At 43.2% G+C, this 26,444-nt stretch carries 20 protein-coding genes, 3 tRNA genes and 3 rRNA genes; 7 read left to right on the forward strand and 19 right to left on the reverse strand.

The features are described 5' to 3' along the window. Nucleotides 1–291 precede the first annotated feature (291 nt). A complete protein-coding gene (ilvC, locus tag P3L37_RS19915; protein ID WP_004907263.1) occupies nt 292–1,764 on the reverse strand; it encodes a ketol-acid reductoisomerase in 1,473 nt (490 codons plus the stop codon). Nucleotides 1,765–1,940: 176 nt separating this feature from the next. Between ilvC and ilvY the strand changes: the two genes are divergently transcribed. Next, the gene (gene ilvY / locus P3L37_RS19920; protein ID WP_004906122.1) at nt 1,941–2,837 is read left to right on the forward strand and encodes an HTH-type transcriptional activator IlvY; all 897 of its coding nucleotides are present in this window, start codon (nt 1,941–1,943) and stop codon (nt 2,835–2,837) included. Here ilvY and ilvA read toward each other — a convergent pair. The 6 genes from ilvA to ilvL all read right to left on the reverse strand — a co-directional run bounded on the left by ilvA (nt 2,829) and on the right by ilvL (nt 9,408). Next, nucleotides 2,829–4,403, reverse strand: coding sequence for a threonine ammonia-lyase, biosynthetic (ilvA, locus tag P3L37_RS19925; protein ID WP_110731572.1), 1,575 nt, complete (start codon nt 4,401–4,403; stop codon nt 2,829–2,831). The two genes, ilvY and ilvA, sit on opposite strands and share 9 nt — an antisense overlap. A 2-nt stretch (nt 4,404–4,405) precedes the next feature. Beyond that, a complete protein-coding gene (gene ilvD / locus P3L37_RS19930; RefSeq protein ID WP_123382184.1) occupies nt 4,406–6,256 on the reverse strand; it encodes a dihydroxy-acid dehydratase in 1,851 nt (616 codons plus the stop codon). A 67-nt stretch (nt 6,257–6,323) separates the two neighbouring features. After that, a complete protein-coding gene (locus P3L37_RS19935; protein WP_004907252.1) occupies nt 6,324–7,250 on the reverse strand; it encodes a branched-chain amino acid transaminase in 927 nt (308 codons plus the stop codon). A gap of 11 nt (nt 7,251–7,261) precedes the next feature. Further along, entirely contained in the window at nt 7,262–7,531 is a 270-nt protein-coding gene (gene ilvM / locus P3L37_RS19940; RefSeq protein WP_004907250.1) for an acetolactate synthase 2 small subunit, read from the reverse strand. Beyond that, a complete protein-coding gene (gene ilvG / locus P3L37_RS19945) occupies nt 7,528–9,174 on the reverse strand; it encodes an acetolactate synthase 2 catalytic subunit (protein WP_004907245.1) in 1,647 nt (548 codons plus the stop codon). The genes ilvM and ilvG overlap by 4 nt, the downstream gene beginning before the upstream one ends. 132 nt (nt 9,175–9,306) lie before the next feature. Further along, nucleotides 9,307–9,408, reverse strand: coding sequence for an ilv operon leader peptide (ilvL, locus tag P3L37_RS19950; RefSeq protein ID WP_071524553.1), 102 nt, complete (start codon nt 9,406–9,408; stop codon nt 9,307–9,309). Nucleotides 9,409–9,887: 479 nt separating this feature from the next. Here ilvL and P3L37_RS19955 point away from each other — a divergent pair, with 479 nt between their 5' ends. Next, nucleotides 9,888–11,414 (forward strand): YifB family Mg chelatase-like AAA ATPase, encoded by a 1,527-nt coding sequence (locus P3L37_RS19955; RefSeq protein ID WP_109912170.1) that lies wholly within the window; start codon nt 9,888–9,890, stop codon nt 11,412–11,414. Nucleotides 11,415–11,492: 78 nt separating this feature from the next. Here the strand turns inward: P3L37_RS19955 and P3L37_RS19960 are convergent, their stop codons facing one another. Beyond that, nucleotides 11,493–11,831, reverse strand: coding sequence for a DUF413 domain-containing protein (locus tag P3L37_RS19960; protein WP_004907240.1), 339 nt, complete (start codon nt 11,829–11,831; stop codon nt 11,493–11,495). A gap of 112 nt (nt 11,832–11,943) precedes the next feature. Between P3L37_RS19960 and hdfR the strand changes: the two genes are divergently transcribed. Then, on the forward strand, nt 11,944–12,786 hold the full coding sequence (gene hdfR / locus P3L37_RS19965) for an HTH-type transcriptional regulator HdfR (protein ID WP_042851484.1): 843 nt from the start codon (nt 11,944–11,946) through the stop codon (nt 12,784–12,786). A 691-nt stretch (nt 12,787–13,477) separates the two neighbouring features. On the opposite strand, the gene P3L37_RS19970 is transcribed toward hdfR, so the two are convergent. The 6 genes from P3L37_RS19970 to P3L37_RS19995 form a co-directional block, all read right to left on the reverse strand. Continuing rightward, nucleotides 13,478–13,553 (reverse strand) — tRNA-Trp (locus P3L37_RS19970). An 8-nt stretch (nt 13,554–13,561) separates the two neighbouring features. Next, nucleotides 13,562–13,638 (reverse strand) — tRNA-Asp (locus P3L37_RS19975). 59 nt (nt 13,639–13,697) lie between these two features. Further along, nucleotides 13,698–13,813: ribosomal RNA gene (gene rrf / locus P3L37_RS19980) — 5S ribosomal RNA — on the reverse strand. 143 nt (nt 13,814–13,956) lie between these two features. Further along, nucleotides 13,957–16,969 (reverse strand): 23S ribosomal RNA (locus tag P3L37_RS19985). A 337-nt stretch (nt 16,970–17,306) separates the two neighbouring features. After that, nucleotides 17,307–17,382: transfer RNA gene (locus P3L37_RS19990), tRNA-Glu, on the reverse strand. A gap of 138 nt (nt 17,383–17,520) precedes the next feature. Next, nucleotides 17,521–19,060, reverse strand: a 16S ribosomal RNA gene (locus tag P3L37_RS19995). The 16S, 23S and 5S rRNA genes sit together here with 3 tRNA genes alongside, the layout of an rRNA operon. 571 nt (nt 19,061–19,631) lie before the next feature. Here P3L37_RS19995 and P3L37_RS20000 point away from each other — a divergent pair. Then, nucleotides 19,632–20,177, forward strand: a complete 546-nt coding sequence (locus P3L37_RS20000) for a gamma carbonic anhydrase family protein (RefSeq protein ID WP_110731570.1) — start codon at nt 19,632–19,634, stop codon at nt 20,175–20,177. Here the strand turns inward: P3L37_RS20000 and P3L37_RS20005 are convergent. The 5 genes from P3L37_RS20005 to dprA are packed head-to-tail and all read right to left on the reverse strand — an operon-like array spanning nt 20,153 to nt 23,456. Further along, the gene (locus tag P3L37_RS20005) at nt 20,153–20,413 is read right to left on the reverse strand and encodes a DUF1488 domain-containing protein (protein ID WP_004907184.1); all 261 of its coding nucleotides are present in this window, start codon (nt 20,411–20,413) and stop codon (nt 20,153–20,155) included. The two genes, P3L37_RS20000 and P3L37_RS20005, sit on opposite strands and share 25 nt — an antisense overlap. Next, on the reverse strand, nt 20,410–21,228 hold the full coding sequence (gene aroE / locus P3L37_RS20010; protein ID WP_110731569.1) for a shikimate dehydrogenase: 819 nt from the start codon (nt 21,226–21,228) through the stop codon (nt 20,410–20,412). Before aroE ends, P3L37_RS20005 begins: the two co-directional genes overlap by 4 nt. A gap of 5 nt (nt 21,229–21,233) precedes the next feature. Then, on the reverse strand, nt 21,234–21,803 hold the full coding sequence (gene tsaC, locus P3L37_RS20015) for an L-threonylcarbamoyladenylate synthase type 1 TsaC (RefSeq protein ID WP_110731568.1): 570 nt from the start codon (nt 21,801–21,803) through the stop codon (nt 21,234–21,236). A 12-nt stretch (nt 21,804–21,815) separates the two neighbouring features. Then, a complete protein-coding gene (locus P3L37_RS20020; protein ID WP_004907176.1) occupies nt 21,816–22,355 on the reverse strand; it encodes a type I DNA topoisomerase in 540 nt (179 codons plus the stop codon). Nucleotides 22,356–22,379: 24 nt separating this feature from the next. Next, nucleotides 22,380–23,456, reverse strand: a complete 1,077-nt coding sequence (gene dprA, locus P3L37_RS20025) for a DNA-processing protein DprA (RefSeq protein WP_115168137.1) — start codon at nt 23,454–23,456, stop codon at nt 22,380–22,382. Between the two features lie 133 nt (nt 23,457–23,589). Here dprA and def point away from each other — a divergent pair, with 133 nt between their 5' ends. The 3 genes from def (at nt 23,590) to rsmB (ending at nt 26,440) form a co-directional block, all read left to right on the forward strand. Then, entirely contained in the window at nt 23,590–24,111 is a 522-nt protein-coding gene (def, locus tag P3L37_RS20030; RefSeq protein WP_004907170.1) for a peptide deformylase, read from the forward strand. A 28-nt stretch (nt 24,112–24,139) separates the two neighbouring features. Next, entirely contained in the window at nt 24,140–25,087 is a 948-nt protein-coding gene (gene fmt / locus P3L37_RS20035; RefSeq protein WP_004907167.1) for a methionyl-tRNA formyltransferase, read from the forward strand. Between the two features lie 69 nt (nt 25,088–25,156). Continuing rightward, nucleotides 25,157–26,440 (forward strand): 16S rRNA (cytosine(967)-C(5))-methyltransferase RsmB, encoded by a 1,284-nt coding sequence (rsmB, locus tag P3L37_RS20040; RefSeq protein WP_222960018.1) that lies wholly within the window; start codon nt 25,157–25,159, stop codon nt 26,438–26,440. Nucleotides 26,441–26,444 lie beyond the last annotated feature (4 nt).

The following is a 26,444-nucleotide window of genomic DNA, read 5'->3' on the forward strand; positions in this document are numbered from 1 at the left end:
TATAAAAAACAAAAAACCACATCATTCATCAGAAAGATGTGGTTTTGTTCTTTTTCTTTTATACCACCAATACATTTTTCTAAACTATTCGCGTTAGAGGAAGGCGGCAAAGGAGGCTATCCCAAGGAGCATACACGAGTATGTGACTTGGGTAACCGAGTGTAGCCAACGCACCTATCACGCGAAGAGCGACGAAAAATTAGGTTATCCCAAAGAGAATACACAAGTATGTGACTTGGGTAACCGAGTGCAGCCAACGCGCCTATCACGCGAAGAGTGACGAAAAATGAGTTAGCCGACCGCAATCTTCTTCATATCCGTCATATAACCTCGTAACGTCTTACCGATTTTCTCAATCGGATGGTTACGGATAGCTTCGTTGATATCACGTAACTGTGCGTTATCAGTGCCATTATCTGCAACTGGCTTCGCTAAATCGCCCGCTTGTAATTTCGTCATGAATTCTTTCAGCATTGGCACAGCTGCAAATGAGAACAGATAGTTACCGTATTCTGCTGTGTCTGAAATAACCACGTTCATTTCATATAAACGCTTACGAGCAATGGTATTTGCAATCAGTGGTAACTCATGCAGGGACTCATAGTAAGCTGATTCTTCTAAGATACCCGCTTCTAACATCGTATCGAACGCTAATTCAACGCCCGCTTTAACCATAGCAACTAACAAAACACCGTGGTCAAAGTATTCTTGTTCGGCAATTTTCCCTTCATATTCAGGGTAATTTTCGAATGCCGTTTTGCCTGTCTCTTCACGCCATGTCAGCAAGTTTTTATCATCATTTGCCCAGTCTGCCATCATGGTTGCAGAAAATTCGCCTGAAATGATGTCATCCATATGTTTTTGGAACAATGGCGCCATGATAGTTTTCAGTTGTTCAGATAATGCATAAGCACGAACTTTTGCAGGGTTAGATAAACGGTCCATCATCAGCGTGATACCACCTTGTTTCAGCGCTTCGGTGATAGTTTCCCAACCAAACTGAATTAATTTACCTGCATAGCCTGGCTCAACACCGTCAGCAACCATTTTGTCATAGCTCAGTAATGCGCCTGCTTGTAACATACCACACAGAATAGTTTGCTCACCCATCAGGTCAGACTTAACCTCTGCAACAAACGAAGACTCCAGAACACCGGCACGGTGGCCACCAGTCGCTGCCGCCCATGCTTTAGCAATCGCCATCCCCTCACCTTTCGGGTCATTCTCTGGGTGTACTGCAATCAGAGTTGGAACACCAAAACCACGCTTGTATTCTTCACGAACTTCGGTACCTGGGCATTTTGGCGCTACCATCACAACAGTAATGTCTTTACGAATTTCTTCACCAACTTCAACAATGTTGAATCCATGTGAATAACCCAGTGCTGCACCTTGTTTCATCATAGGCTGAACAGCACGAACAACGGCTGAATGCTGTTTGTCCGGCGTTAAGTTAACAACCAAATCAGCGGTAGGGATCAATTCTTCATAAGTGCCAACTTTGAAGCCATTTTCTGTCGCTTTACGCCATGAAGCACGTTTCTCTGCAATTGCTTCATCACGTAATGCATAAGCAATATCTAAACCTGAGTCACGCATATTCAGGCCTTGGTTCAAACCTTGTGCCCCACAACCGACGATGACGATTTTTTTACCTTTCAGGAAACCCGCTTCATCCGCAAATTCTTCGCGCTGCATAAAACGGCACTTACCTAATTGAGCTAACTGCTCACGTAAATTCAATGTGTTAAAATAATTCGCCATTGTCATACTCCATTGTTCTGTTGTGTTCGTTATGTCAGGCAACAATTTTGCCTGTCGCTCATTTTGAGCGTTTATGGATTTACTATATGCGATGTTTCGCATTGCTTAAATTGATATATTAACAATACAATGTTGCAATATCTGCAACGTCATTAGTAATGTTATTAGAGGGCAAAATGGACATTCGTGATCTCAAGCTTTTTTTGCATTTAGCACAAAGCTGCCACTTCGGGCGCACATCTAAAGCGATGCATGTCAGTCCTTCCACATTGTCTCGCCAAATACAACGCCTCGAAGAACAGCTTGGTCATCCGCTATTTGTGCGAGATAACCGCTCAGTCAAATTGACTCAAGCAGGGGAGCACCTTAAACAATTTGCCCAACAAACATTATTGCAATATCAACAACTACAACATGCTCTCAATCAGCAAAGCCCATCACTTAGTGGAGAACTGCATCTTTTTTGCTCAGTTACGGCAGCTTATAGTCATTTACCCGAAGTTTTAGACAAATTCCGTGCGCTACATCCACTAGTTGAAATTAAACTCACGACAGGTGACGCAGCTGATGCCGTTGAAAAAGTGGAAACTCATGAGGCTGATCTTGGTATTGCAGGGAAACCCGAGCGCTTACCCGATAACGTCCGTTTTGCAAAAATCGGCGAAATCCCTCTCGTTTTGATTGCCCCATCACTACCCTGTGCAGTACGAAGCATGGTAACAGAGGCTGAACCTGATTGGTCTACCGTCCCTTTTATCCTACCTGAGCACGGCCCATCCCGTAAACGTATCGAGCTCTGGTTCCGTCGCCATAATATCAATAACCCTGTCATTTATGCGACGGTCTCAGGCCATGAAGCTATTGTATCAATGGTCGCTTTGGGGTGCGGTATCGCCTTAATTCCCAGTGTGGTTGTTGATAACAGCCCAGAACCCGTACGCAGCCGTATTTCACAGCTCGATAATATTTCAATGGTAGAACCTTTTGAGCTCGGCGTTTGCCTATTAAGCAAACGCCTGAGTGAACCATTAATTAAAGCGTTTTGGGAGTTACTCCCAGACAATTCAATCTAAAGTTCTTTGGTTATCTTGTGGTGCTAAGAAAAAACGGAAAGAGGGGTTTCCTGTTTCATCATGATATTCATAACCTAGCGCATCAAGATGCCTATCAAAACGCACTTCTGGCCCAGCCAGTTCAAATGCCGCCAGCACACGTCCATAATCTGTACCATGGCTACGGTAATGAAATAACGTTATATTCCAATGAGTCCCTAGGGTTTCTAGGAATCTCAACAATGCACCTGGAGACTCTGGAAATTCAAAGCTATATAACCTTTCGTCTAATGGCTTTGATGGACGCCCACCAATCATATAACGCACATGAAGTTTTGCCATTTCATCATCTGATAAATCATCGACTTCATAGCCGTGACTTCTAAGCTCTTGGATAATCTCCGAGCGCTCGCCATCACGGCCACTTAAACGCACCCCAACAAAAATACATGCGCGTTCAGGGTCCGCATCCGTATAGCGATAATTAAACTCCGTAATGGCTCGATGGCCTAATAACTGGCAAAAACGTAAGAAACTGCCTTTTTGCTCAGGAATGGTTACTGCGAGTAAAGCTTCTCGTTGTTCACCAATTTCACAGCGTTCAGAAACATAACGCAGCCCATGGAAATTCATATTCGCACCGGACAAAATATGCGCTAAACGTTCACCTTTAATGTTATGCTGCTGTACGTATTTTTTTAATCCGGCCAATGCTAAAGCGCCCGAAGGCTCTGCTATCGCGCGAACATCTTCAAAAATATCTTTCAATGCAGCACAAATGGAATCACTATCAACAGTGATAACATCGTCAACATACTGCTGGCACAACCTGAAGGTTTCATCTCCAATACGCTTTACTGCCACTCCTTCTGCGAATAGGCCAACACGTGGTAAATCAACAGGATGCCCAGCCTCTAACGCGGCTTTTAAACAAGCGGCATCTTCAGACTCCACACCAATGATTTTAATTTCAGGCATTAACTGCTTAATAATCACAGCAACGCCCGCAATTAACCCACCGCCCCCTACAGGAATAAAAATTCGATCTAAATGCACATCCTGTTGCAATAGCTCGAGAGCTATCGTAGCTTGCCCCGCAATCACTGAAGGGTGGTCAAAAGGTGGAACGAAGGTATAGCCATCCTCTGCGGCCATTGCAATGGCTTTCGCTTTCGCTTCATCAAAATTAGCACCATGTAAAATAGCTTCGCCACCGAAGCTACGTACTGCATCCACTTTGATATCCGCTGTCGCAACTGGCATGACTATTTTTGCTTTCACACCAACACGATTTGCTGATAACGCAACGCCTTGAGCGTGGTTCCCCGCAGAAGCTGTCACCACACCTTTGCTTTTTTGCTCTTCGGTTAAACTCGCAATCATGGCGTAAGCCCCACGAAGCTTAAAGCTATGTACTGGCTGCCTATCTTCACGCTTGACTAAAATGGTATTCCCCAAGCGTGAAGATATTTTATCCATCTGTTGAAGAGGCGTTACTTGCGCAGCTTCATAAACCGGCGCACTCAGCGCCGCTTTTAAGTAATCTGCTCCGGTTGGGGCAACCGGTAATGGTTTTGCTGCTGCCACAATCAGCCCCCTAATTTCGACTTGTCACGAACAGCACCTTTGTCTGCACTCGTCGCCAATGAAGCATAAGCGCGCAGAGCAAAAGAAACCTCACGCTGACGATTACGCGGAGTATAAGCTTTATCGCCTCGAGCTAATTCCGCTTCACGGCGCTGACTCAATTCGCTTTCACTCACATCCAGCACCATCGTTCTTTTTGGAATATCGATATCAATAATATCGCCATCTTGAACTAATGCGAGTAAGCCACCACTCGCTGCTTCTGGTGAAATATGACCAATAGAAAGCCCTGAGCTACCGCCAGAGAAGCGACCATCTGTTATCAATGCACAGCTTTTGCCTAATCCCATTGATTTCAGGTATGAGGTTGGGTACAGCATTTCTTGCATGCCCGGCCCCCCCTTAGGCCCTTCATAGCGAATAACAACCACATCGCCTTCAACGACTTTGCCACCCAGAATAGCTTCTACTGCGTCATCTTGGCTTTCAAAGACTTTGGCAGGGCCACGGAATGTTAAACTGCCTTCATCAACTCCAGCGGTTTTAACAATACAGCCATCTTCTGCAATATTTCCAGACAGGACTGCCAGCCCCCCATCCAAACTATATGCATGCTCAATACTACGGATACACCCATTCTCACGGTCAGTATCCAATGACGGCCAGCGGCAATTTTGTGAAAAGGCTTTTGTCGTGCGGATACCGGCAGGGCCCGCGGAAAACATTGATTTAACGGCCTCATCCTTTGTTAACATCACATCATATTGCGCTAATGTTTCTTGGAAGCTCAGACCTAAAATATTCGTCACGTTTTCTTGCAATAAACCTGCACGGCTCAGTTCACCTAAAATACCGATGACACCACCAGCACGGTGAACATCTTCCATATGGTATTTTTGTGTACTCGGTGCAACCTTACACAAATGTGGGACTTTACGTGATAAACGGTCGATATCATCCATGGTGAAATCGATCTCTGCTTCTTGAGCTGCTGCAAGTAAATGCAGGACTGTGTTAGTTGAACCACCCATGGCAATATCCAACGTCATCGCATTTTCAAATGCAGATTTATTAGCGATATTGCGTGGTAACGCACTTTCATCATCTTGTTCGTAATAGCGTTTGGTTAATTCAACAATGCGCTTACCTGCATTGATAAATAAAGTTTCGCGGTCTGCGTGAGTCGCTAACAATGAGCCATTTCCTGGCTGAGATAACCCAAGCGCCTCAGTTAAGCAGTTCATTGAGTTTGCAGTAAACATTCCTGAGCAAGAGCCACACGTTGGGCATGCTGAACGTTCTATTTGCTCACTATCTGCATCACTCACATTAGGGTTAGCCCCTTGAATCATGGCATCAACTAAATCGAGCTTGATGATTTGATCTGAAAGCTTGGTTTTACCTGCTTCCATTGGACCGCCCGAAACAAAAATAACCGGAATATTCAGACGTAATGACGCCATCAACATGCCTGGGGTGATTTTATCGCAGTTTGAAATACACACCATGGCATCCGCACAGTGTGCGTTCACCATATATTCAACAGAATCCGCAATTAATTCACGGGAAGGTAAGGAATACAACATTCCGCCATGTCCCATGGCAATCCCATCATCAACAGCGATTGTATTAAACTCTTTCGCAACACCACCTGCATTTTCAATTTGCTCTGCAACTAATTTGCCTAAATCACGTAAATGTACGTGGCCTGGAACAAACTGTGTGAATGAGTTAACAACAGCAATAATGGGCTTTCCAAAATCAGCATCGGTCATGCCTGTTGCACGCCATAATGCACGAGCCCCAGCCATATTACGACCATGAGTTGTTGTTGCTGAACGGTACTTAGGCATATCTTTAACTCCCGTGTTTAAAACAGGCGGGGAACGTCCGCCTGTAACATCTATTTAAATTTAATTATTAAGGGTTTACTGGATCTAACCAGCCCCATTTATCTTCTGTTGTACCATCAAATAAGCCAAAGAATGCCTGCTGAATTTGCTTGGTTACTGGGCCACAACGGCCAATGCCAACTTGGATACCATCAACACTACGAACCGGAGTGATCTCTGCAGCGGTTCCTGTCATGAAGACTTCATCAGCAAGATAGAGAGATTCACGTGATAGTGTTTGCTCACGTACTTCGATACCCAAATCTTTTGCTAAAGTTAAAATCGCATCACGCGTAATACCTGGTAATGCAGATGATGTGAACGGAGGTGTATACAGGATGCCATCTTTCACCTCAAAAATATTTTCCCCAGCACCTTCGGAGAGATATCCGTGAACATCTAATGCAATACCTTCTTGGTAACCATGGCGACGAGCTTCGCTACCAACTAGTAGAGAAGATAAATAGTTGCCACCTGCTTTTGCCCCTGTAGGAATGGTGTTTGGTGCAACACGATTCCAAGAAGAGACCATCGCATCAATACCTTGGTCTAACGCTTCTTCACCTAAATACGCTCCCCATGGAAAAGCGGCTAAAATCACATCGGTGTTATAACCGTCTGGAGGGTTAACACCCATACCAACATCACCAATAAACACTAATGGACGAATATACGCACTGACTAAGTTATTTTTACGCAGAGTTGCACGACATGCTTCCATTAACTCTTCCACGCTGTAGCTGACAGGCATACGGTAAATTTTTGCTGAATCATGCAAACGTTGCATATGCTCACGGTGGCGGAAGACCACAGGACCTTTGTGCGAGTCATAACAACGGACACCTTCAAACACTGATGTACCATAGTGCAGAGCATGAGACATAACATGAACCTTTGCATCAGCCCATGGCGTCATTTCACCGTTAAACCAAATAAAGTCAGCTTTCTTAGTCATTTGTATATTCCTTACATTGCACTTTGTGTGCGTAATAGTCGTGATTCTTGTTGTAGTACTTCAACTTCTGTAATGTCCGAAAGCTTGGTTAACTGTGCACAAAGCTGGGTTAATGGCCTTTGACTACTTACAGTAAGTTCAATATTAACATTGTCGCCGTCTGTCGATTGCCCCATATTCATGGCATTAATACGAAATCCACGATGGCGAGTGACCCTTAATATACGCTCTAAAACCTCAGGACGGAAACGGGCCAATATCGAGATTTGGTGTTGCATCATAATGGTTTCTCCATCATTTTTTCATTACTAGCCCCAGGCGGAACCAACGGCCAGACGTTTTCTAGTTCATTAATTGATACCTGTAATAAATAGGCACCTTCGCTATTAAGTAATTCATCTAATGCCGCATTAACTTCCGACTTATCTGTGATCCGTTGGCCTTTAATACCAAACGCGCTGGCTAATGCCACAAAATCAGGGTTGTCTGTTAAAATAGTTTCGCTATAACGCTGTTCGAAAAACAGTTCTTGCCACTGGCGAACCATGCCTAAGCGCTGGTTATCGATTAAAAGAATTTTTACAGGAAGTTGCTTACGTTTGATGGTTCCCAGCTCTTGGACATTCATCATGAATGAGCCATCTCCTGATACACAAACAACCGTATCTTCAGGCCTAGCAACCTGTGCTCCAATTGCCGCAGGGATACCAAACCCCATGGTTCCAAGCCCACTTGAGGTTAAGAAATTTTCAGGGCCATCAACGGTGATATGTTGTGCTGACCACATTTGGTGTTGCCCTACATCGGTAGTAACAACCGTATTTGGCTGCATTTTATCCGACAGTTGTTTCAGTAACAGTGGTGCATAAATAGGCTCACCAGGATGGTCATAACGCCAACCGAATTCTTTTTTAAGTTGCTGAACTTCCTGCTGCCAAGGTGCTATTGATTTTTTAAGCATTAATTCAGGTAGTAATACTTTTGCATCACCATGCAACGCAACATGCGTTTGACGTAATTTGTCCAATTCTACGTGGTCTATATCGATATGAATCACTTTGGCGTTCGGTGCAAAAGTATTTAACTTACCTGTTACCCTATCATCAAAACGAGCACCAACAGCGATGAGTAAGTCACAGCGCTGCACAGAAATATTGGCCGCTTTAGTACCGTGCATACCTAACATGCCTAAATAGTTTTCATCTAAAGGGCTCACAGCACCAAGCCCTTTTAATGTTGCAACTGAAGGAATACCTGTAAACTCAATAAATTCGCGTAATTCTTTTACGGCACCTGACATTCCAACACCGCCACCAACGTACAACATAGGCTTTTCTGATTGTTCTAATAGCATTCTTGCCTGTTGGATTTCTGATAAAGGTGACGTGACTTCTTGCTCTACCGGCATTAAAAACGGAGACAACTCAGCGTGTTGTAGCTGAATATCTTTCGGAATATCAATCAGTACAGGGCCTGGTCGCCCACTATTTGCGATTGCGAAAGCCTCAGCAAGAATGCGAGGTAAATCCTCGATGTCTTCAACCAAAAAACTGTGCTTAGTACAAGCTAAAGATAACCCTAAGACATCGATTTCTTGAAAGGCATCGGTTCCGATAAATTCAGAAGCTACTTGACCGGTAATGGCGACAACAGGAACAGAGTCTAATAATGCATCCGCTAGCCCCGTGATAACATTTGTTGCGCCAGGCCCAGATGTTGCAATACACACCCCTGTCTTTCCTGTTGATCGTGCATAACCAATTGCCGCGATTACAGCTCCTTGCTCATGTCGACACAACAAATGCTCAACTCCACCATCATACAATGCGTCATAAACTGGCATAATTGCGCCACCAGGATACCCAAATACGGTATCAACTCCCTGTGTTCGCAATGCTTGAACTAACCATTGTGCTCCGTTCATGCTTTATCTCCTGTCTATCTACTTTATCTATTTGTATTTGTTATGTTTTATTTAGTGTGCTTGCATCAATCAACATTTATGTCAAAAAAAACCCCGCGCCTTTCGGTGCGGGGTTCTCGTGAGATCTGGCTGTTATTTTAGCCTTCGTCGTCCAAGTGCAGCCCCGCACGGTGGGATAATAATCACCACCACGCTAATAATAATTAGGCTAACTGCTTGGATAAATGCGTTCATGTGTTTTACTTTTTCAATATTCTTAATCATCTATTATTTAGAGTTATCATTTTAAAGGCGTTTTGACAACTTTTATTTAATTTATTTATTTTCAAAACATTAAATTACTTTAAAATCATATAATAACAATGAAATTAGCATTATAAACTACTTAAATAGCCATTCCTCAGTAAAATTCAATAGAATACATAGCATAATCAGCTACATCATCCATATTAGTCATTTGGCACCATTAAAACTCACCCCACATAACTAATTACTTTTTCTTATGCATAACCAAGCTCGGCACAGTATCCTCGCTTCATAAAACTAACACAATCCCAGTTATAACCTAGCTTCGAAGCCACTCGTAGTAAATTGAAACAACTCAGTAACTAAGTAATTAAATTATCGATCGGCTTCGCAAACATGTTATCTATTCAAGATAAATCAAATTATTTTTAGCAGAATATTACTCTGTAAATAATATTGGAGGGCTCATGACATTAGCGATTGTTTACACTAGAGCATCAATTGGGTTAGAAGCACCTCTTGTTACTGTTGAAGCACATATTAGTAATGGGCTCCCAGGTTTAACACTCGTTGGGCTACCAGAAACGGCCGTAAAAGAAGCAAGAGATAGAGTTCGAAGCGCTCTACTAAATAGCGGATTTGAATATCCAGCTAAAAAAATGACGGTTAATTTAGCTCCAGCTGACTTACCAAAAGAAAGTGGTCGGTATGATCTTGCAATCGCGATTGCCATACTCGCATCATCAGGACAGCTCCCCCACGAGCCATTAAAACAGTATGAATTTTTAGGTGAACTTGCTTTATCTGGCGATGTTCGCTATGTCAGCAGTGCTATTCCTGCCGCCCAATCAGCATTAAAACAACAACGCTCCTTAATACTATCTATGGAGAATCAACATCAATTAGGCCTACTCCCAGATAATAGCGTTTATTTCGCAACATCCTTATTGGAGCTTTGTCATTTTTTACATAACAAAAAAACATTGCTTTGTAATCAACAAATTCACCAAGCACCTCTCTCAATCAAGCAAGAAGGTGATATTAACGATATCATTGGCCAAGAACATGGTAAACGAGCATTAGAAATCTGTGCCGCTGGTGGGCATAATTTACTCTTATTGGGTCCGCCAGGAACAGGAAAAACGATGTTAGCCAGTCGGCTAATGACTTTACTTCCCCCATTAACCTCTCAGGAAGCGTTAGAAGTTGCTTCATTACATAGCTTGAGTGAAAATACAAAAGAAGACATGAATTGGCCGATAAGGCCTTTTAGAGCGCCCCATCATAGCGCATCAATTGCAGCTTTAATTGGCGGTGGCTCTCTTCCCAAGCCTGGCGAGATCTCACTTGCACATCACGGTGTTTTATTTTTAGATGAATTACCAGAATTTAGCCGCTCAGTACTCGATTCTTTACGAGAACCACTAGAATCCCGAAAAATTAGTATTTCTCGAGCAAAAGCAAAAGTTTGCTATCCCGCTAGTTTTCAGTTAGTTGCAGCTCTAAACCCTAGCCCAACAGGTCATTACCAAGGAGAAATGAGTCGTTCAACTCCTTCCCGTATCCTACGTTACCTTTCACGCATATCAGGGCCTTTTATTGACCGGTTTGATCTCTCTATAGAAATTCCATTGTTACCTCTCGGTTCATTGAGTAGCCAAACCAATCAAGGTGAAACAAGTGAACACGTCAGACAAAGAGTTATCGAAGCCAGAAATAGGCAATTTAGGCGAGCCGGAAAAATTAATAGTTTACTAACGCCAAGAGAAACCACACAATTTTGCCTACTAACCGCAAAAGATGCATTATTCTTAGAACATGCATTAAATAAGTTAGGTCTTTCCATCCGAGCTTGGCACAGAATATTAAGAGTTGCCAGAACAATAGCCGACCTTAATGCCGCAGAAACTATTGAGCGTTCTGATTTATTAGAAGCTCTAGGGTATCGAGCGATGGATAAGTTATTGCTTCATTTGCAAAAACAAGTAAGCTGAGAAGAATGGACAGATAACTACTTTATTATCTCGTAAAAATAAAGGGACCGTAGTCCCTCTTATCATACGATGATGATATTAATCATCTGTATCAGTGTAGTCTTCCGATGGATCTATCTGCGGTTTACCGCCAGATAAAGTATGGAAGCGTTTTGGACGGTTAATACGGCTAGAATATTTTGCCCAAACTTTTTCTTCTGGGGTAGCAGGTTCACGCTCACCACGGCATACAGCGACGAAAAGTTTTTCTTCTTCTGTTTGAGGTTCGCGTTTACCTATATCAAGCTCATTAAAAGCTTGGCCGAGACGTTCTAGCAACTGAGCTTCTTTGATGGTGAAATCACCATGACGAGAAAAGCCACGTGGGTAATGTTTATTATCAAAAAAACGATTAGTCGTGATGAAGCTATCTGCCATCTGACACACTCCTAACTTATTACAGTCAAACTCTATATGGCGCGGAGTATTAGACAGCATTGACAATCTGTAAAACAAAACATTTAAATCATCACGACAAAAATAATTGGAGATGCATGTGGACAGCGAGTTATTGAGAACTTTTTTAGAGGTCAGTAAGACTAGGCACTTCGGTAGAGCCGCAGAATCACTCTATTTAACGCAATCAGCGGTTAGCTTTCGTATTAGACAATTAGAAACACAGCTAGGTACAAGCTTATTTACTAGGCATAGAAACAATATCCGGTTAACAGCCGCGGGAGAAAGGCTTGTTCCATATGCCGAATCGTTAATGAATACCTGGTTGCAAGCTAAAAAAGAAATATCTCATGCCTCACAACACACTGAGCTTTCTATTGGTGCAACAGCTTCACTTTGGGAAGGTTATCTAACTGACTGGGTAGAAGAACTTTATAATCAACATGATGAACTGCGGCTCGAAGCTAGGGTTTCAACGCGCCAGTCTCTTGTTAAGCAACTACATTCTAGAGAATTAGACTTATTAATCGCAACTGAACCCCCAAAAATGGATGAGTTTGAAAGCACTATCATCGGTACGATTGATTTACAGCTTATGGCTTCCCAAAAAAATATTGCATTAACAAAATATAATTTTATAAAGCTAGAGTGGGGGGTTGATTTCCATCCCAAAAATGAACCATCACTAACCCAAGATGATACACCCGTAATGATCACGACCTCTGCCCATATTACCCGCCAATTACTTCCTGTATCGCTTTCAGCGGCATTTTTACCTGCTCATTGGGTATATCAATATCCAGGCCTAAAAACGCTCTCAGAAACCTCAATAAACAAACCTTTGTATGCAGTCTGGCTCCAAAAAAACGATCAGCAAGCTCTTATCAATCAACTGATTAAAACGCCAATAAAAAATGCACAGCTAAGTGAACAATAAAAGAAGAAGGTGAGTAACAGAATTCACTCACCTTCCTACTACTTTATAAACAAACTATGTTCCACTGCACAATGTTCTTAATTGATGCTTCTTTTTATCTTTTAATAAGATATACCAATCACGAATAACTCATCGGCATTTATTTATACAATATAAACAAAATGATTTTTTGAGATTAATAAAGCTAAACCAGCAATTCTCGGTATACGACATTTATCTAAATTAAAGATTGAGCGCATTAAAATACCTTTCAACCCACAAATACTATTGAAAAACATAAAGTAGCAAGTAACAACTTACTCATTAGGTGAAAATGCATATAAGCTGATGAAAATAAAAGAGAAGGTAGTTTGGAGGGAAATTAGGTAATATCATCAATACATTTGAGTGGTAAATGTAATTAAAAGGTATAAACAGTAAGTAATAACTCGCCTATTTTTAGTATTAATAAAGAACATCAAAAGATTGGATGAGAGAAAAATAAATCAGGGAGCTTATTTCTTGCATTTAAAGTGATGAATACAATTGAAGTATATAAAACAGTGGGATAGTAGATTAGCTAAGATCAAATGAAAATTAGCAAATAGGGGAAAAGTAACTCTATATTTGCTATTAGATAAATAAAGAAAAACCCGATTAAGCTAATCGGGTTATCAATAGATACTTCTTTTATTATTACTTAATTGGTAACTGGCAGGGGCGGAGAGACTCGAACTCCCAACACCCGGTTTTGGAGACCGGTGCTCTACCAATTGAACTACGCCCCTAAATTAAGTGGCGGAACGGACGGGACTCGAACCCGCGACCCCCTGCGTGACAGGCAGGTATTCTAACCAACTGAACTACCGCTCCACTTATTCTTTTGCCTTTCGGCTATTTACCGCTAATTGAGCGATAAACCTTTAATTAAGGTCTGGCAGTTCCCTACTCTCACATGGGGAGACCCCACACTACCATCGGCGCTACGGCGTTTCACTGCTGAGTTCGGCATGGGGTCAGGTGGGACCACCGCGCTATTGCCGCCAGACAAATTCTGTGTGTTCCCGTTTAATCTCACTCTCGTGCACTAAACCAGAACATCAATCTCGAACAAGCTGCTGTGTCCTTCACCTTTCGGCTTCTCACGCTTATTGAATCAACATAATCTCTCTAAAACACCTTCGGTGTTGTCAGGTTAAGCCTCACGGTTCATTAGTATTGGTTAGCTCAACGTATCGCTACGCTTACACACCCAACCTATCAACGTCTTAGTCTTAAACGTTCCTTTAGGACCCTTTAAGGGTCAGGGAAGACTCATCTCAAGGCAAGTTTCCCGCTTAGATGCTTTCAGCGGTTATCTCTTCCGCACTTAGCTACCGGGCAATGCCATTGGCATGACAACCCGAACACCAGTGGTGCGTCCACTCCGGTCCTCTCGTACTAGGAGCAGCCCCTTTCAATCTTCCAACGCCCACGGCAGATAGGGACCGAACTGTCTCACGACGTTCTAAACCCAGCTCGCGTACCACTTTAAACGGCGAACAGCCGTACCCTTGGGACCTACTTCAGCCCCAGGATGTGATGAGCCGACATCGAGGTGCCAAACACCGCCGTCGATATGAACTCTTGGGCGGTATCAGCCTGTTATCCCCGGAGTACCTTTTATCCGTTGAGCGATGGCCCTTCCATTCAGAACCACCGGATCACTAAGACCTACTTTCGTACCTGCTCGAGCCGTCACTCTCGCAGTCAAGCTGGCTTATGCCTTTGCACTAACCGCATGATGTCCGACCATGCTTAGCCAACCTTCGTGCTCCTCCGTTACTCTTTGGGAGGAGACCGCCCCAGTCAAACTACCCACCAGACACTGTCCGCACCCCGGATAACGGGGCTACGTTAGAACATCAAACATTAAAGGGTGGTATTTCAAGGTTGGCTCCATGCAGACTGGCGTCCACACTTCAAAGCCTCCCACCTATCCTACACATCAAGGCTCAATGTTCAGTGTCAAGCTATAGTAAAGGTTCACGGGTCTTTCCGTCTTGCCGCGGGTACACTGCATCTTCACAGCGAGTTCAATTTCACTGAGTCTCGGGTGGAGACAGCCTGGCCATCATTACGCCATTCGTGCAGGTCGGAACTTACCCGACAAGGAATTTCGCTACCTTAGGACCGTTATAGTTACGGCCGCCGTTTACTGGGGCTTCGATCAAGAGCTTCTCCTTACGGATAACCCCATCAATTAACCTTCCAGCACCGGGCAGGCGTCACACCGTATACGTCCACTTTCGTGTTTGCACAGTGCTGTGTTTTTTAAACAGTTGCAGCCAGCTGGTATCTGCGACTGGCTTCAGCTCCATCCGCGAGGGACTTCACCTAGCGCCAGCGTGCCTTCTCCCGAAGTTACGGCACCATTTTGCCTAGTTCCTTCACCCGAGTTCTCTCAAGCGCCTGAGTATTCTCTACCTGACCACCTGTGTCGGTTTGGGGTACGATTAATGATAATCTAGAGCTTAGAGGCTTTTCCTGGAAGCGGGGCATGAGCTACTTCATCACCGTAGTGACTCGTCATCGGACCTCAGCATATAATGAACCGGATTTGCCTAATTCACCTGCCTACATCCTTAAACCGGGACAACCGTCGCCCGGATAGCCTAGCCTTCTCCGTCCCCCCATCGCAATTATCACCAGTACGGGAATATTAACCCGTTTCCCATCGACTACGCATTTCTGCCTCGCCTTAGGGGTCGACTCACCCTGCCCCGATTAACGTTGGACAGGAACCCTTGGTCTTCCGGCGTGCGGGTTTTTCACCCGCATTATCGTTACTTATGTCAGCATTCGCACTTCTGATACCTCCAGCATGCCTCACAGCACACCTTCACAGGCTTACAGAACGCTCCCCTACCCAACAATATTTACATATCGCTGCCGCAGCTTCGGTGCATAGTTTAGCCCCGTTACATCTTCCGCGCAGGCCGACTCGACCAGTGAGCTATTACGCTTTCTTTAAATGATGGCTGCTTCTAAGCCAACATCCTGGCTGTCTGAGCCTTCCCACTTCGTTTCCCACTTAACTATGACTTTGGGACCTTAGCTGGCGGTCTGGGTTGTTTCCCTCTTCACGACGAACGTTAGCACCCGCCGTGTGTCTCCCGTGATAACATTCTTCGGTATTCGTAGTTTGCATCGAGTTGGTAAGTCGGGATGACCCCCTAGTCGAAACAGTGCTCTACCCCCGAAGATGAGTTCACGAGGCGCTACCTAAATAGCTTTCGGGGAGAACCAGCTATCTCCCGGTTTGATTGGCCTTTCACCCCCAGCCACAAGTCATCCGCTAATTTTTCAACATTAGTCGGTTCGGTCCTCCAGTTAGTGTTACCCAACCTTCAACCTGCCCATGGCTAGATCACCGGGTTTCGGGTCTATACCCTGCAACTCATTCGCCCAGTTAAGACTCGGTTTCCCTACGGCTCCCCTATACGGTTAACCTTGCTACAGAATATAAGTCGCTGACCCATTATACAAAAGGTACGCAGTCACCCCACCCCAAAGCACATTCACTGCTTGTTTTGTGTGGGGCGTCGCAAAAAACGCTCCGCCAACGCGTGTTGAATGTCACTTTAAAGTTGTCCTCAACACCAGAAAATGCTTTGGTGGTGGGGCTCCCACTGCTTGTACGTACACGGTTTCAGGTTCTATTTCACTCCCCTCGCCGGGGTTCTTTTCGCCTTTCCCTCACGGTACTGGTTCACTATCGGTCAATCAGGAGTATTTAGCCTTGGAGGATGGTCCCCCCATATTCAGACAGGATAACACGTGTCCCGCCCTACTCGTCGAGTTCACAACACTAACACCTTCGGATACGGGGCTATCACCCTTTACTGCCGGCCTTTCCAGACCGTTCTCCTGATGCTAATGCTGATTAAGACTCTGGGCTGCTCCCCGTTCGCTCGCCGCTACTAGGGGAATCTCGGTTGATTTCTTTTCCTCGGGGTACTGAGATGTTTCAGTTCCCCCGGTTCGCTTCGTTTGACTATGTATTCATCAAACGATAGTGCAACGAATTGCACTGGGTTTCCCCATTCGGAAATCGTCGGTTATCACGGTTCATATCACCTTACCGACGCTTATCGCAGATTAGCACGTCCTTCATCGCCTCTGATTGCCTAGGCATCCACCGTGTACGCTTAGTCGCTTAACCTCACAACCCGAAGGTGTCTTCTTACAACGAGTGACTGTGCTTCATGATTTCGGCGTTAGTCCGTGCGCGCAATGCTCACGTACGTTAAGTACGCTGCGCTTGCTGTGCGCGGGCTGCCTTGAACTCATGTCGCTCGTCGACTCGATAGTTTAAAGTACACTATTCAAGTTGAGATTTTTGAGAGACTCTCACATTGTTTAAGCGATAAACAATGTGCGTTGTTTTCAATTTTCAGCTTGTTCCAGATTGTTAAAGAGCATAATTGTTAAACCAACTATTTACATAATTGGCTTAATCATTATTGGGGACATCGTCTTTCACTCGATATCGGCGCAATTGGCGTCCCCTAGGGGATTCGAACCCCTGTTACCGCCGTGAAAGGGCGGTGTCCTAGGCCTCTAGACGAAGGGGACACGAAAATTCAATTGCAAAACACCGTTTTGCTATTTTCATGTAAGTCTTATCCTCTCGAATAAGTCTCCCACGTAAAGCCATTGCTCTACTTTCTATCAGACAATCTGTGTGAGCACTTCACAAAAACACTTCAATGGTAAGGAGGTGATCCAACCGCAGGTTCCCCTACGGTTACCTTGTTACGACTTCACCCCAGTCATGAATCACAAAGTGGTAAGCGCCCTCCCGAAGGTTAAGCTACCTACTTCTTTTGCAACCCACTCCCATGGTGTGACGGGCGGTGTGTACAAGGCCCGGGAACGTATTCACCGTAGCATTCTGATCTACGATTACTAGCGATTCCGACTTCATGGAGTCGAGTTGCAGACTCCAATCCGGACTACGACGTACTTTATGAGTTCCGCTTGCTCTCGCGAGGTCGCTTCTCTTTGTATACGCCATTGTAGCACGTGTGTAGCCCTACTCGTAAGGGCCATGATGACTTGACGTCATCCCCACCTTCCTCCGGTTTATCACCGGCAGTCTCCTTTGAGTTCCCGACCGAATCGCTGGCAACAAAGGATAAGGGTTGCGCTCGTTGCGGGACTTAACCCAACATTTCACAACACGAGCTGACGACAGCCATGCAGCACCTGTCTCAGAGTTCCCGAAGGCACCAAAGCATCTCTGCTAAGTTCTCTGGATGTCAAGAGTAGGTAAGGTTCTTCGCGTTGCATCGAATTAAACCACATGCTCCACCGCTTGTGCGGGCCCCCGTCAATTCATTTGAGTTTTAACCTTGCGGCCGTACTCCCCAGGCGGTCGATTTAACGCGTTAGCTCCGAAAGCCACTCCTCTAGGGAACAACCTTCAAATCGACATCGTTTACAGCGTGGACTACCAGGGTATCTAATCCTGTTTGCTCCCCACGCTTTCGCACCTGAGCGTCAGTCTTTGTCCAGGGGGCCGCCTTCGCCACCGGTATTCCTCCACATCTCTACGCATTTCACCGCTACACATGGAATTCTACCCCCCTCTACAAGACTCTAGCTGACCAGTCTTAGATGCCATTCCCAGGTTAAGCCCGGGGATTTCACATCTAACTTAATCAACCGCCTGCGTGCGCTTTACGCCCAGTAATTCCGATTAACGCTTGCACCCTCCGTATTACCGCGGCTGCTGGCACGGAGTTAGCCGGTGCTTCTTCTGTCGGTAACGTCAATCGTTGATGATATTAGCATCAACGCCTTCCTCCCGACTGAAAGTACTTTACAACCCTAAGGCCTTCTTCATACACGCGGCATGGCTGCATCAGGCTTGCGCCCATTGTGCAATATTCCCCACTGCTGCCTCCCGTAGGAGTCTGGGCCGTGTCTCAGTCCCAGTGTGGCTGATCATCCTCTCAGACCAGCTAGGGATCGTCGCCTAGGTGAGCCATTACCTCACCTACTAGCTAATCCCATATGGGTTCATCCGATAGCGCAAGGACCGAAGTTCCCCTGCTTTGCTCCTGAGAGATTATGCGGTATTAGCTACCGTTTCCAGTAGTTATCCCCCTCTATCGGGCAGATCCCCATACATTACTCACCCGTCCGCCGCTCGTCAGCGAGAAGCAAGCTCCCCCTGTTACCGCTCGACTTGCATGTGTTAGGCCTGCCGCCAGCGTTCAATCTGAGCCATGATCAAACTCTTCAATTAAAAAGCTTGATGCTCAAAGAATGTTTACTGTCGTTTGATTTCCGAAGAAACCAAATTACCTATTAGTTCATATATATGAATTAACGTGTTAGTCACTCTTCAAGACTTAAAATCAAATATTTTTTTGATAGTGTCCTGTGAGTGCCCACACAGATTGTCTGATAAATTGTTAAAGAGCGTTGCGACTAAATCTTTTGATTTTCGACTTCGAGGTCGTTGTCGCGAGGTGTCGTATATTACGTTTTTTATTTAGGAAGTCAAGAGTTTATTTTCAACTTTTTTCTTTCTCACCTCTGTTATCACTGGGTTACGAAGTTTTCTTCGAACCGGTTTGTCGTGACAACGGATGCGCATTATAGGGAGCCTTCAAAATTACACAACCTTTTTTTTAAAAAAAAACTCCGTTTGCAGATAAAATAGCCATCTTGTGCTTTTTCACTGCATAACGATTATAAAAGAAGCGACTTCATGCCTATAATTCTAACTTTAGCAGCCTACTTGGCTCATAAATTCATAATGAATTAGCGAGTTATTTAACTGCCATCCTTTATTTCTTTTTATGGTTATCACTATGAACACACTTTTACGCCCTTATTTAGATATTTATCCTTCTATTAATGCACGCGTTTTCATTGACCCATCTTCTGTTGTAATTGGAGATGTTCGCATAGCTGATGATGTCAGTATTTGGCCTCTCAGTGTTTTGCGTGGTGATGTTAACTATATCTCTATTGGCGCACGCACCAATATCCAAGATGGCTCAGTACTACATGTCACACACAAATCTGCCAGTAACCCTGAGGGGAACCCGTTAATTATCGGAGAAGATGTCACCATTGGCCATAAAGTCATGTTACATGGTTGCACTATAGGGAATAGAGTACTGGTTGGAATGGGCTCAATTGTCATTGATGGGGCTATAGTCGAAGATGACGTTATTATCGGAGCTAACAGTTTAGTGACTCAAGGAAAAAGGCTCGAGTCTGGTTACTTATATACAGGGAGCCCAGCAAAAGCCATCCGAAAATTGACTGATGCTGAGTTAGGTCATCTACGTTATTCAGCAAATAACTATGTTGAATGGAAAAATAACTATTTAGCCTCTGATAATACGTAAAGCCCATCTTCGCCATCGAGGCCTTGTTCAATCAAGGCTTCAAACTCTTCTTCGATATCCCATCGATACTGCTGAAATAACCTCAGAGGTGTTTCTTCTTGACCATAGCGTTGAAATAGCAATGACTGAGGGATTGCACATTCGGCAAGCATTCCGCTAATCAACACAGGAAAGCGTACTTGCTTGGATAGCTCATCCCACTCTTCTCTATCCGGAAATTGAATTTGCTGATTCACCCTTTCAATTCCTTATATAAAGCAGATAAAACAGGTGTAATTTCAGGAAGAACGCCATGCCATAGCTTAAAAGAAAATGCAGCTTGTCCTACAAGCATACCTAAGCCATCCGCTATCTTAGTCACTTGGTGTTGAGCCGCAAATTCAAGGAAAGGAGTTAATGACGATTGATAAAACATGTCATAACATGCAACTTGATGATTAAATACATTTGGATCAATTGCAGGAACTTCTCCATTCACACCAGATGAAGTCGCATTGATGATCAGATCAAAATCAGCAGATACGATCTGCGAGATCTCCTTCCCGCATATTTTCCCCAGAGCTGAAAATTCGTTAATTAATAACACAGCCTTAGAAAAGGTTCTATTTGTTAAAGTGATATCACAGCCATATTCTAAAAGTGGCAATAATGCTCCACGTGTTGCACCACCAGCACCAACTATTAATATTCGGCTACTTGGATGTACAAAATTCAAACGCTGTAAATCTAACAAAAGCCCCATTCCATCTGTGTTGTCTCCCAGCAATCGATGATCATCAAGCTTCATGACCGTATTAACTGCACCACAAGTTTGAGCTCTCGCTGTTAATTCAGAAACAGCATGAAAGGCGCGCTCCTTAAATGGCAATGTAATGTTTGCGCCCTTTCCACCTTGTGAAAAAAACTCTATTAAGCTTTGTTCGAAACCCTCTACTGGTGCTAGGATTTTTTCATATTTCAGTGAAATACCTGTTTGCTCTGCAAACATTTTATGTATAACAGGTGATTTACTGTGTTGAATTGGATTGCCAAAAACCGCAAACATTTCCATCAATATTATCCTTTACGATATAGTTGCCCTGTTTTTGCGTCTCTTATTTCAGAAGGATTTTGGCGGCCACCCACTGTTCCATCAAGGACAGGAACACTTCCTTTAAATTGAGTAATTACTTCTTCTGTTGTTCTACAAGGCTCTAAACCACTTAAATTTGCACTTGTAGACACTAAAGGTTTGCCATAATGACGGCATAAGCTTTTTACTAATTCATGGTCTGTAACCCTCACTGCGATGGTGTCAAACCGGCCGGTCAACCATTTTGGCGTCGTTGTTTTTGCGGGGATCACCCATGTTACTGGCCCTGGCCATGTTGCAAACATCGCTTGTTTCTGATCTTCCGTTAACTGCTCATCATCTATATAGTCTTTTAATTGTTCATAGCTATCAGCAATAAGGATTAATCCTTTTTCCCAAGGGCGTTGCTTCAATTCTAATAACTTATGTACTGCCTTTTCACTATCTGGGTCACAGCCTAAACCAAATACGGCTTCTGTTGGGTAGGCAATAACCTCCTCGTGTTGTAATGAATTTATGATACTTTCAATTGCAGGTGTAGATATATTTGACATAGTTTTAACTCATTATTCTTCTTGTTGCTTACCGCAGCGTTTGCTGGCACAAAATAATCTTACTCCCTGTCCCCCCCTTTTTTCCATAAGTAATGGATATTCACAATACTTACATTTACCAGTAATAGGCTTATTATTTAATATAAACTGACAGTTAGGATAATTATCACAAGCATAAAAAGTCTTACCGAAACGCGATTTTCTCTGTAATAAATTCCCTGTTTGGCATTGCGGGCAAGAAATTTTAGTTTCATCCGGCTTATCAATTAGCTCAATATGTTCACATTCAGGATAATTACTACAACCAATAAACATGCCAAATCGGCCTTGCTTCAGCACTAAGTCATGGCTACATTTAGGACAATGTTGACCACTTAATACTTTAATAATATGACTTTCTACTGTAGGCCTTAACGGCCTCATATAATGACATTGTGGATAACTTGAACAACCCAAAAAAGGCCCATGTGAACTATTGCGGATAACAAGCAAGGAATCGCATTCTGGACAATGTTCATTTTTCTCTGTATCGAAGGGCAGTTGTTTAGACATGTTTTTCTCTACTGTTGCTTTTAACTAAGTGACTCTGGTATACCCACCAGCCCCCGAGCTAACTACTCCATTGATTTCCATCTCAGTTAATATGGTAATTATTTGAGTAACAGGAATTTGGGTCTGTTCTGCAATGACATCTACTGGTGTCGCTTGGTACCCCACCATACCTAAAATTTTATTTTCTACCACACTAAACTCAAGTGATACCTTTTCTATAGGCAATTCTGTTTGTATCCAATTTAACCCATCACCAATATGTTGCAATACATCTTCAGGTTCAGCTAATAGATAAGCTCCTTGCTGCAATAGCCAATGGTTACCATGGAATGCAGAATTACCCAATGGAGCAGGCAATGTAAATAAGTCACGGTTTTGCTCTAATGCATATCTAGCAGTTATTAATGATCCACTTTTCATTCCAGCTTCAATGACAACAACTGCTTTACTTAACCCACTAATAATACGGTTTCTCTTGGGAAATTGCTTAGGTAATGGTGGTACATCCGGCCAATATTCTGAAATCAACGCACCATAATTTTTAATCTTTTCAGCTAATTCAGCATGTTGACGCGGGTAAATATTTGCTAATCCGCTACCTAAAACCGCAATTGTTTCACCTCTATTATCTAGAGCTGCTTTATGGCTTATACCGTCGATACCTAATGCAAGCCCACTAGTGATGGTTATACCATGGTGAACAAAGCTCTTTACAAACAGGTTAGTCCATATTCTGCCATATTCACTTGCTCTACGACTGCCAACGATAGCAATTTGTGGCGCTACCAATAATTCACTTTTTCCCACAACAAATAATAAAAGAGGAGGACTGTAGATTTGCTTTAATAAAAAAGGGTAATGAGAATCACAGTAAGTAATCATTTGATGATGTTTATCTGAAAGCCATGCTTGTACTTTTTCTAGCCGGTGCATAGAGACATTCATAAATTGTAATTGCTGTATTTCATTCAAACCATGATGGTGTAAAGCCTGATAGCTAATTTTATTTAGTTGTTTTAGCTCATTAATTATTCTTACTGCATTCAGGGGCAATAGCCTTTTAACTTGAGACATCCTTAACCAAATTTCTTGGGTATCCATTATTGTCATCCTGACTCATTAACAAATAGGTTCTTCAGTGAACAAATCATAACCAATACTGTCAATATGAAAGAGAAATGTCTAGAATAGTCATTAATTCCCATTCACATTTTGGAAACCGCTCGAAAAATTTATGTCAGTCTTAAACGTATTACATTATCCAGACGAACGCTTACGCACAATTGCTAAGCCAGTAGACAAAGTTGATGCTTCTATACAGCGTATCGTTGATGATATGTTCGATACCATGTATGAAGAAGAAGGTATTGGCCTTGCAGCAACTCAAGTCGATATCCACCAGCGAATCATCGTCATTGATGTGTCCGAAACTCGTGATGAGCGCTTAGTTCTTATTAACCCTGAATTGTTAGATAAATCTGGGGAAACAGGTATCGAAGAAGGTTGCTTGTCTATTCCGGAACAACATGGCTTCGTCCCTCGTGCTGAGCAGGTAAAAGTTCGTGCACTAAATTATAACGGCGAGTCTTTTGAACTAGAGGCTGATGGTTTATTAGCTATCTGTATCCAACATGAAATGGACCACCTTGTTGGTAAGCTATTTGTTGACTATTTATCGCCTTTAAAACGTCAGCGCATCCGCCAGAAAGTTGAAAAACTAGACAGACTAAGAGCAAAAGAAGCCAAGAATAGCTAGTTCGCTAAATATAAATAGGGAAATTAACGTGTCAGAGCCATTGAAAATTATTTTTGCAGGTACACCAGATTTTGCGGCCAAACACTTAGCTGCTCTCTTAGGTACCAGGCACCAAATCGTAGGCGTTCTCACTCGCCATGATAAACCTGCGGGGAGAGGTAAAAAGTTAACACCAAGCCCTGTCAAGGTTCTCGCTGAAGAAAACCAACTCCCTGTTTTTCAACCAATATCTCTTAGAGATAGCGAAAACCAGCAGTGGATAAAAGACCAAAATGCGGACTTAATGATAGTTGTTGCTTATGGATTGATTTTACCGCAAGCCGTTCTTGATATTCCTCGCTTAGGTTGCTTGAATGTTCACGGCTCTTTGTTACCTCGCTGGAGAGGAGCAGCACCAATTCAACGTTCTATTTGGGCTGGTGATACTGAAACGGGTGTGACTATTATGCAAATGGACGCAGGTTTAGATACTGGAGACATGCTTTACAAAGCAATTTGTCCAATTAGCGCTAGTGATACGAGCGCCTCGTTATATGATAAATTAGCAATAACAGGCCCTGAAGCATTAATTCATACTGTTGAGATGTTATCCGCAGGTCAATGCGTTGGTGAGAAACAAGACGATTCATTAGCAAATTATGCTGAAAAATTATCGAAAGAGGAAGCTCGCATTAATTGGCAAGATGATGCTGTACATATTGAGCGTTGTATTCGTGCTTTCAATCCTTGGCCAATGAGTTATTTCATGGTTGAAGAGCAACTCATTAAGGTTTGGCAAGCTGAAGTATTCACCGACGAACATGACAAGCAACCAGGAACAATTATTAGCGCTGATAAAAAAGGTATATGTATCGCCACAGGAAATGGCATACTAAATATTACTCAGCTACAACCGCCTGGCAAAAAAGCAATGAGTGCACAAGATATCCTAAACTCTCGTCGCGAATGGTTTACTCCAGAGCAAATTCTAGCATAACGAACTTGTAAACTGCCTGATACCTTCAGGCAGTTTTATTTCAGTCACTAATATATTCATCTTCACCATATGAAAAACACATATAATTTGCGTAGTATCGCGGCAACAGCAATTAATCAAGTCCTTGATAACGGACAATCACTAAGCACTGTATTGCCTGACTTACAACGCAATATCAATGATAAAGATAAAGCTTTATTACAAGAAATTTGCTTTGGCGTTTTACGTTATTTACCTAAGCTTGAATGGTTTATTAGTCAGCTAATGGAAAAACCATTAACTGGTAAACAAAGAACCCTGCATTACTTAATTATGGTAGGTATCTATCAGCTACTTTATACTCGCATTCCGCCTCATGCTGCATTAGCAGAAACAGTAAATGGAGCAGTAGCACTGAAAAAACCCCAATTAAAAGGGCTTATTAATGGCGTGTTGCGTTCATTTCAACGCCAACAAGTACAATTAGAAGAAAGAATTACTAACAATACTAGCCAATATTTACATCCAAGCTGGTTATTAAAACGCCTACAAACAGCCTATCCAGATGATTGGCAATCTATTATTGAAGCAAATAACCAACGCCCACCTATGTGGTTAAGAGTAAATTCTCAGCATCACACAGCTACACAATATCTTAATTTATTAGAGCAATCTGAGATAACCGCACATTTGCACTCTTCACATCCAAATGCTATCCGCTTAGATGAACCTACAGCTGTTTCTCGTCTTCCGGGCTTTGAAGATGGTTGGTCAACAGTACAAGATGTTTCAGCTCAAGGCTGTGCTGAATTACTAGAACCTCAAAATGGGGAAAATATTTTAGATTTATGTGCAGCACCAGGTGGAAAAACAACCCATATTTTAGAGTTAGCCCCTAAGGCTAATGTTATTGCTGTAGACATAGATGAATCACGCCTTAAAAGAGTGAAAGAAAATTTAATTCGTCTAAAGCAACATGCTGTTGTTATACAAGGAGACGGAACACAGCCTGAAACATGGGCTCAAGGTCAGCAATTTGATCGTATTTTGCTTGATGCTCCTTGTTCCGCAACAGGCGTTATTCGACGTCATCCTGATATTAAATGGCTACGTCGTGATTCAGACATAAATGAATTAGCGCAACTACAATCTCAAATTCTCGAAGCTATCTGGCCTTATTTAAAACCAGGCGGCACACTGGTCTATGCGACTTGTTCAATTATGCCCGAAGAAAACGGAAAACAAATACACAATTTCCTATCTAAACATAATGATGCCTGTCTAAATGACGGAACTGATGCTGGATTACAAATATTACCCAGTACTAATGGCGGTGATGGTTTCTTTTATGCACGCTTAGTCAAAAAACTGTAGGAAA

Origin of the sequence: Providencia sp. PROV114 (genome assembly GCF_032704305.1) — a bacterium.
Taxonomy (GTDB): Bacteria; Pseudomonadota; Gammaproteobacteria; order Enterobacterales; family Enterobacteriaceae; genus Providencia; species Providencia rettgeri.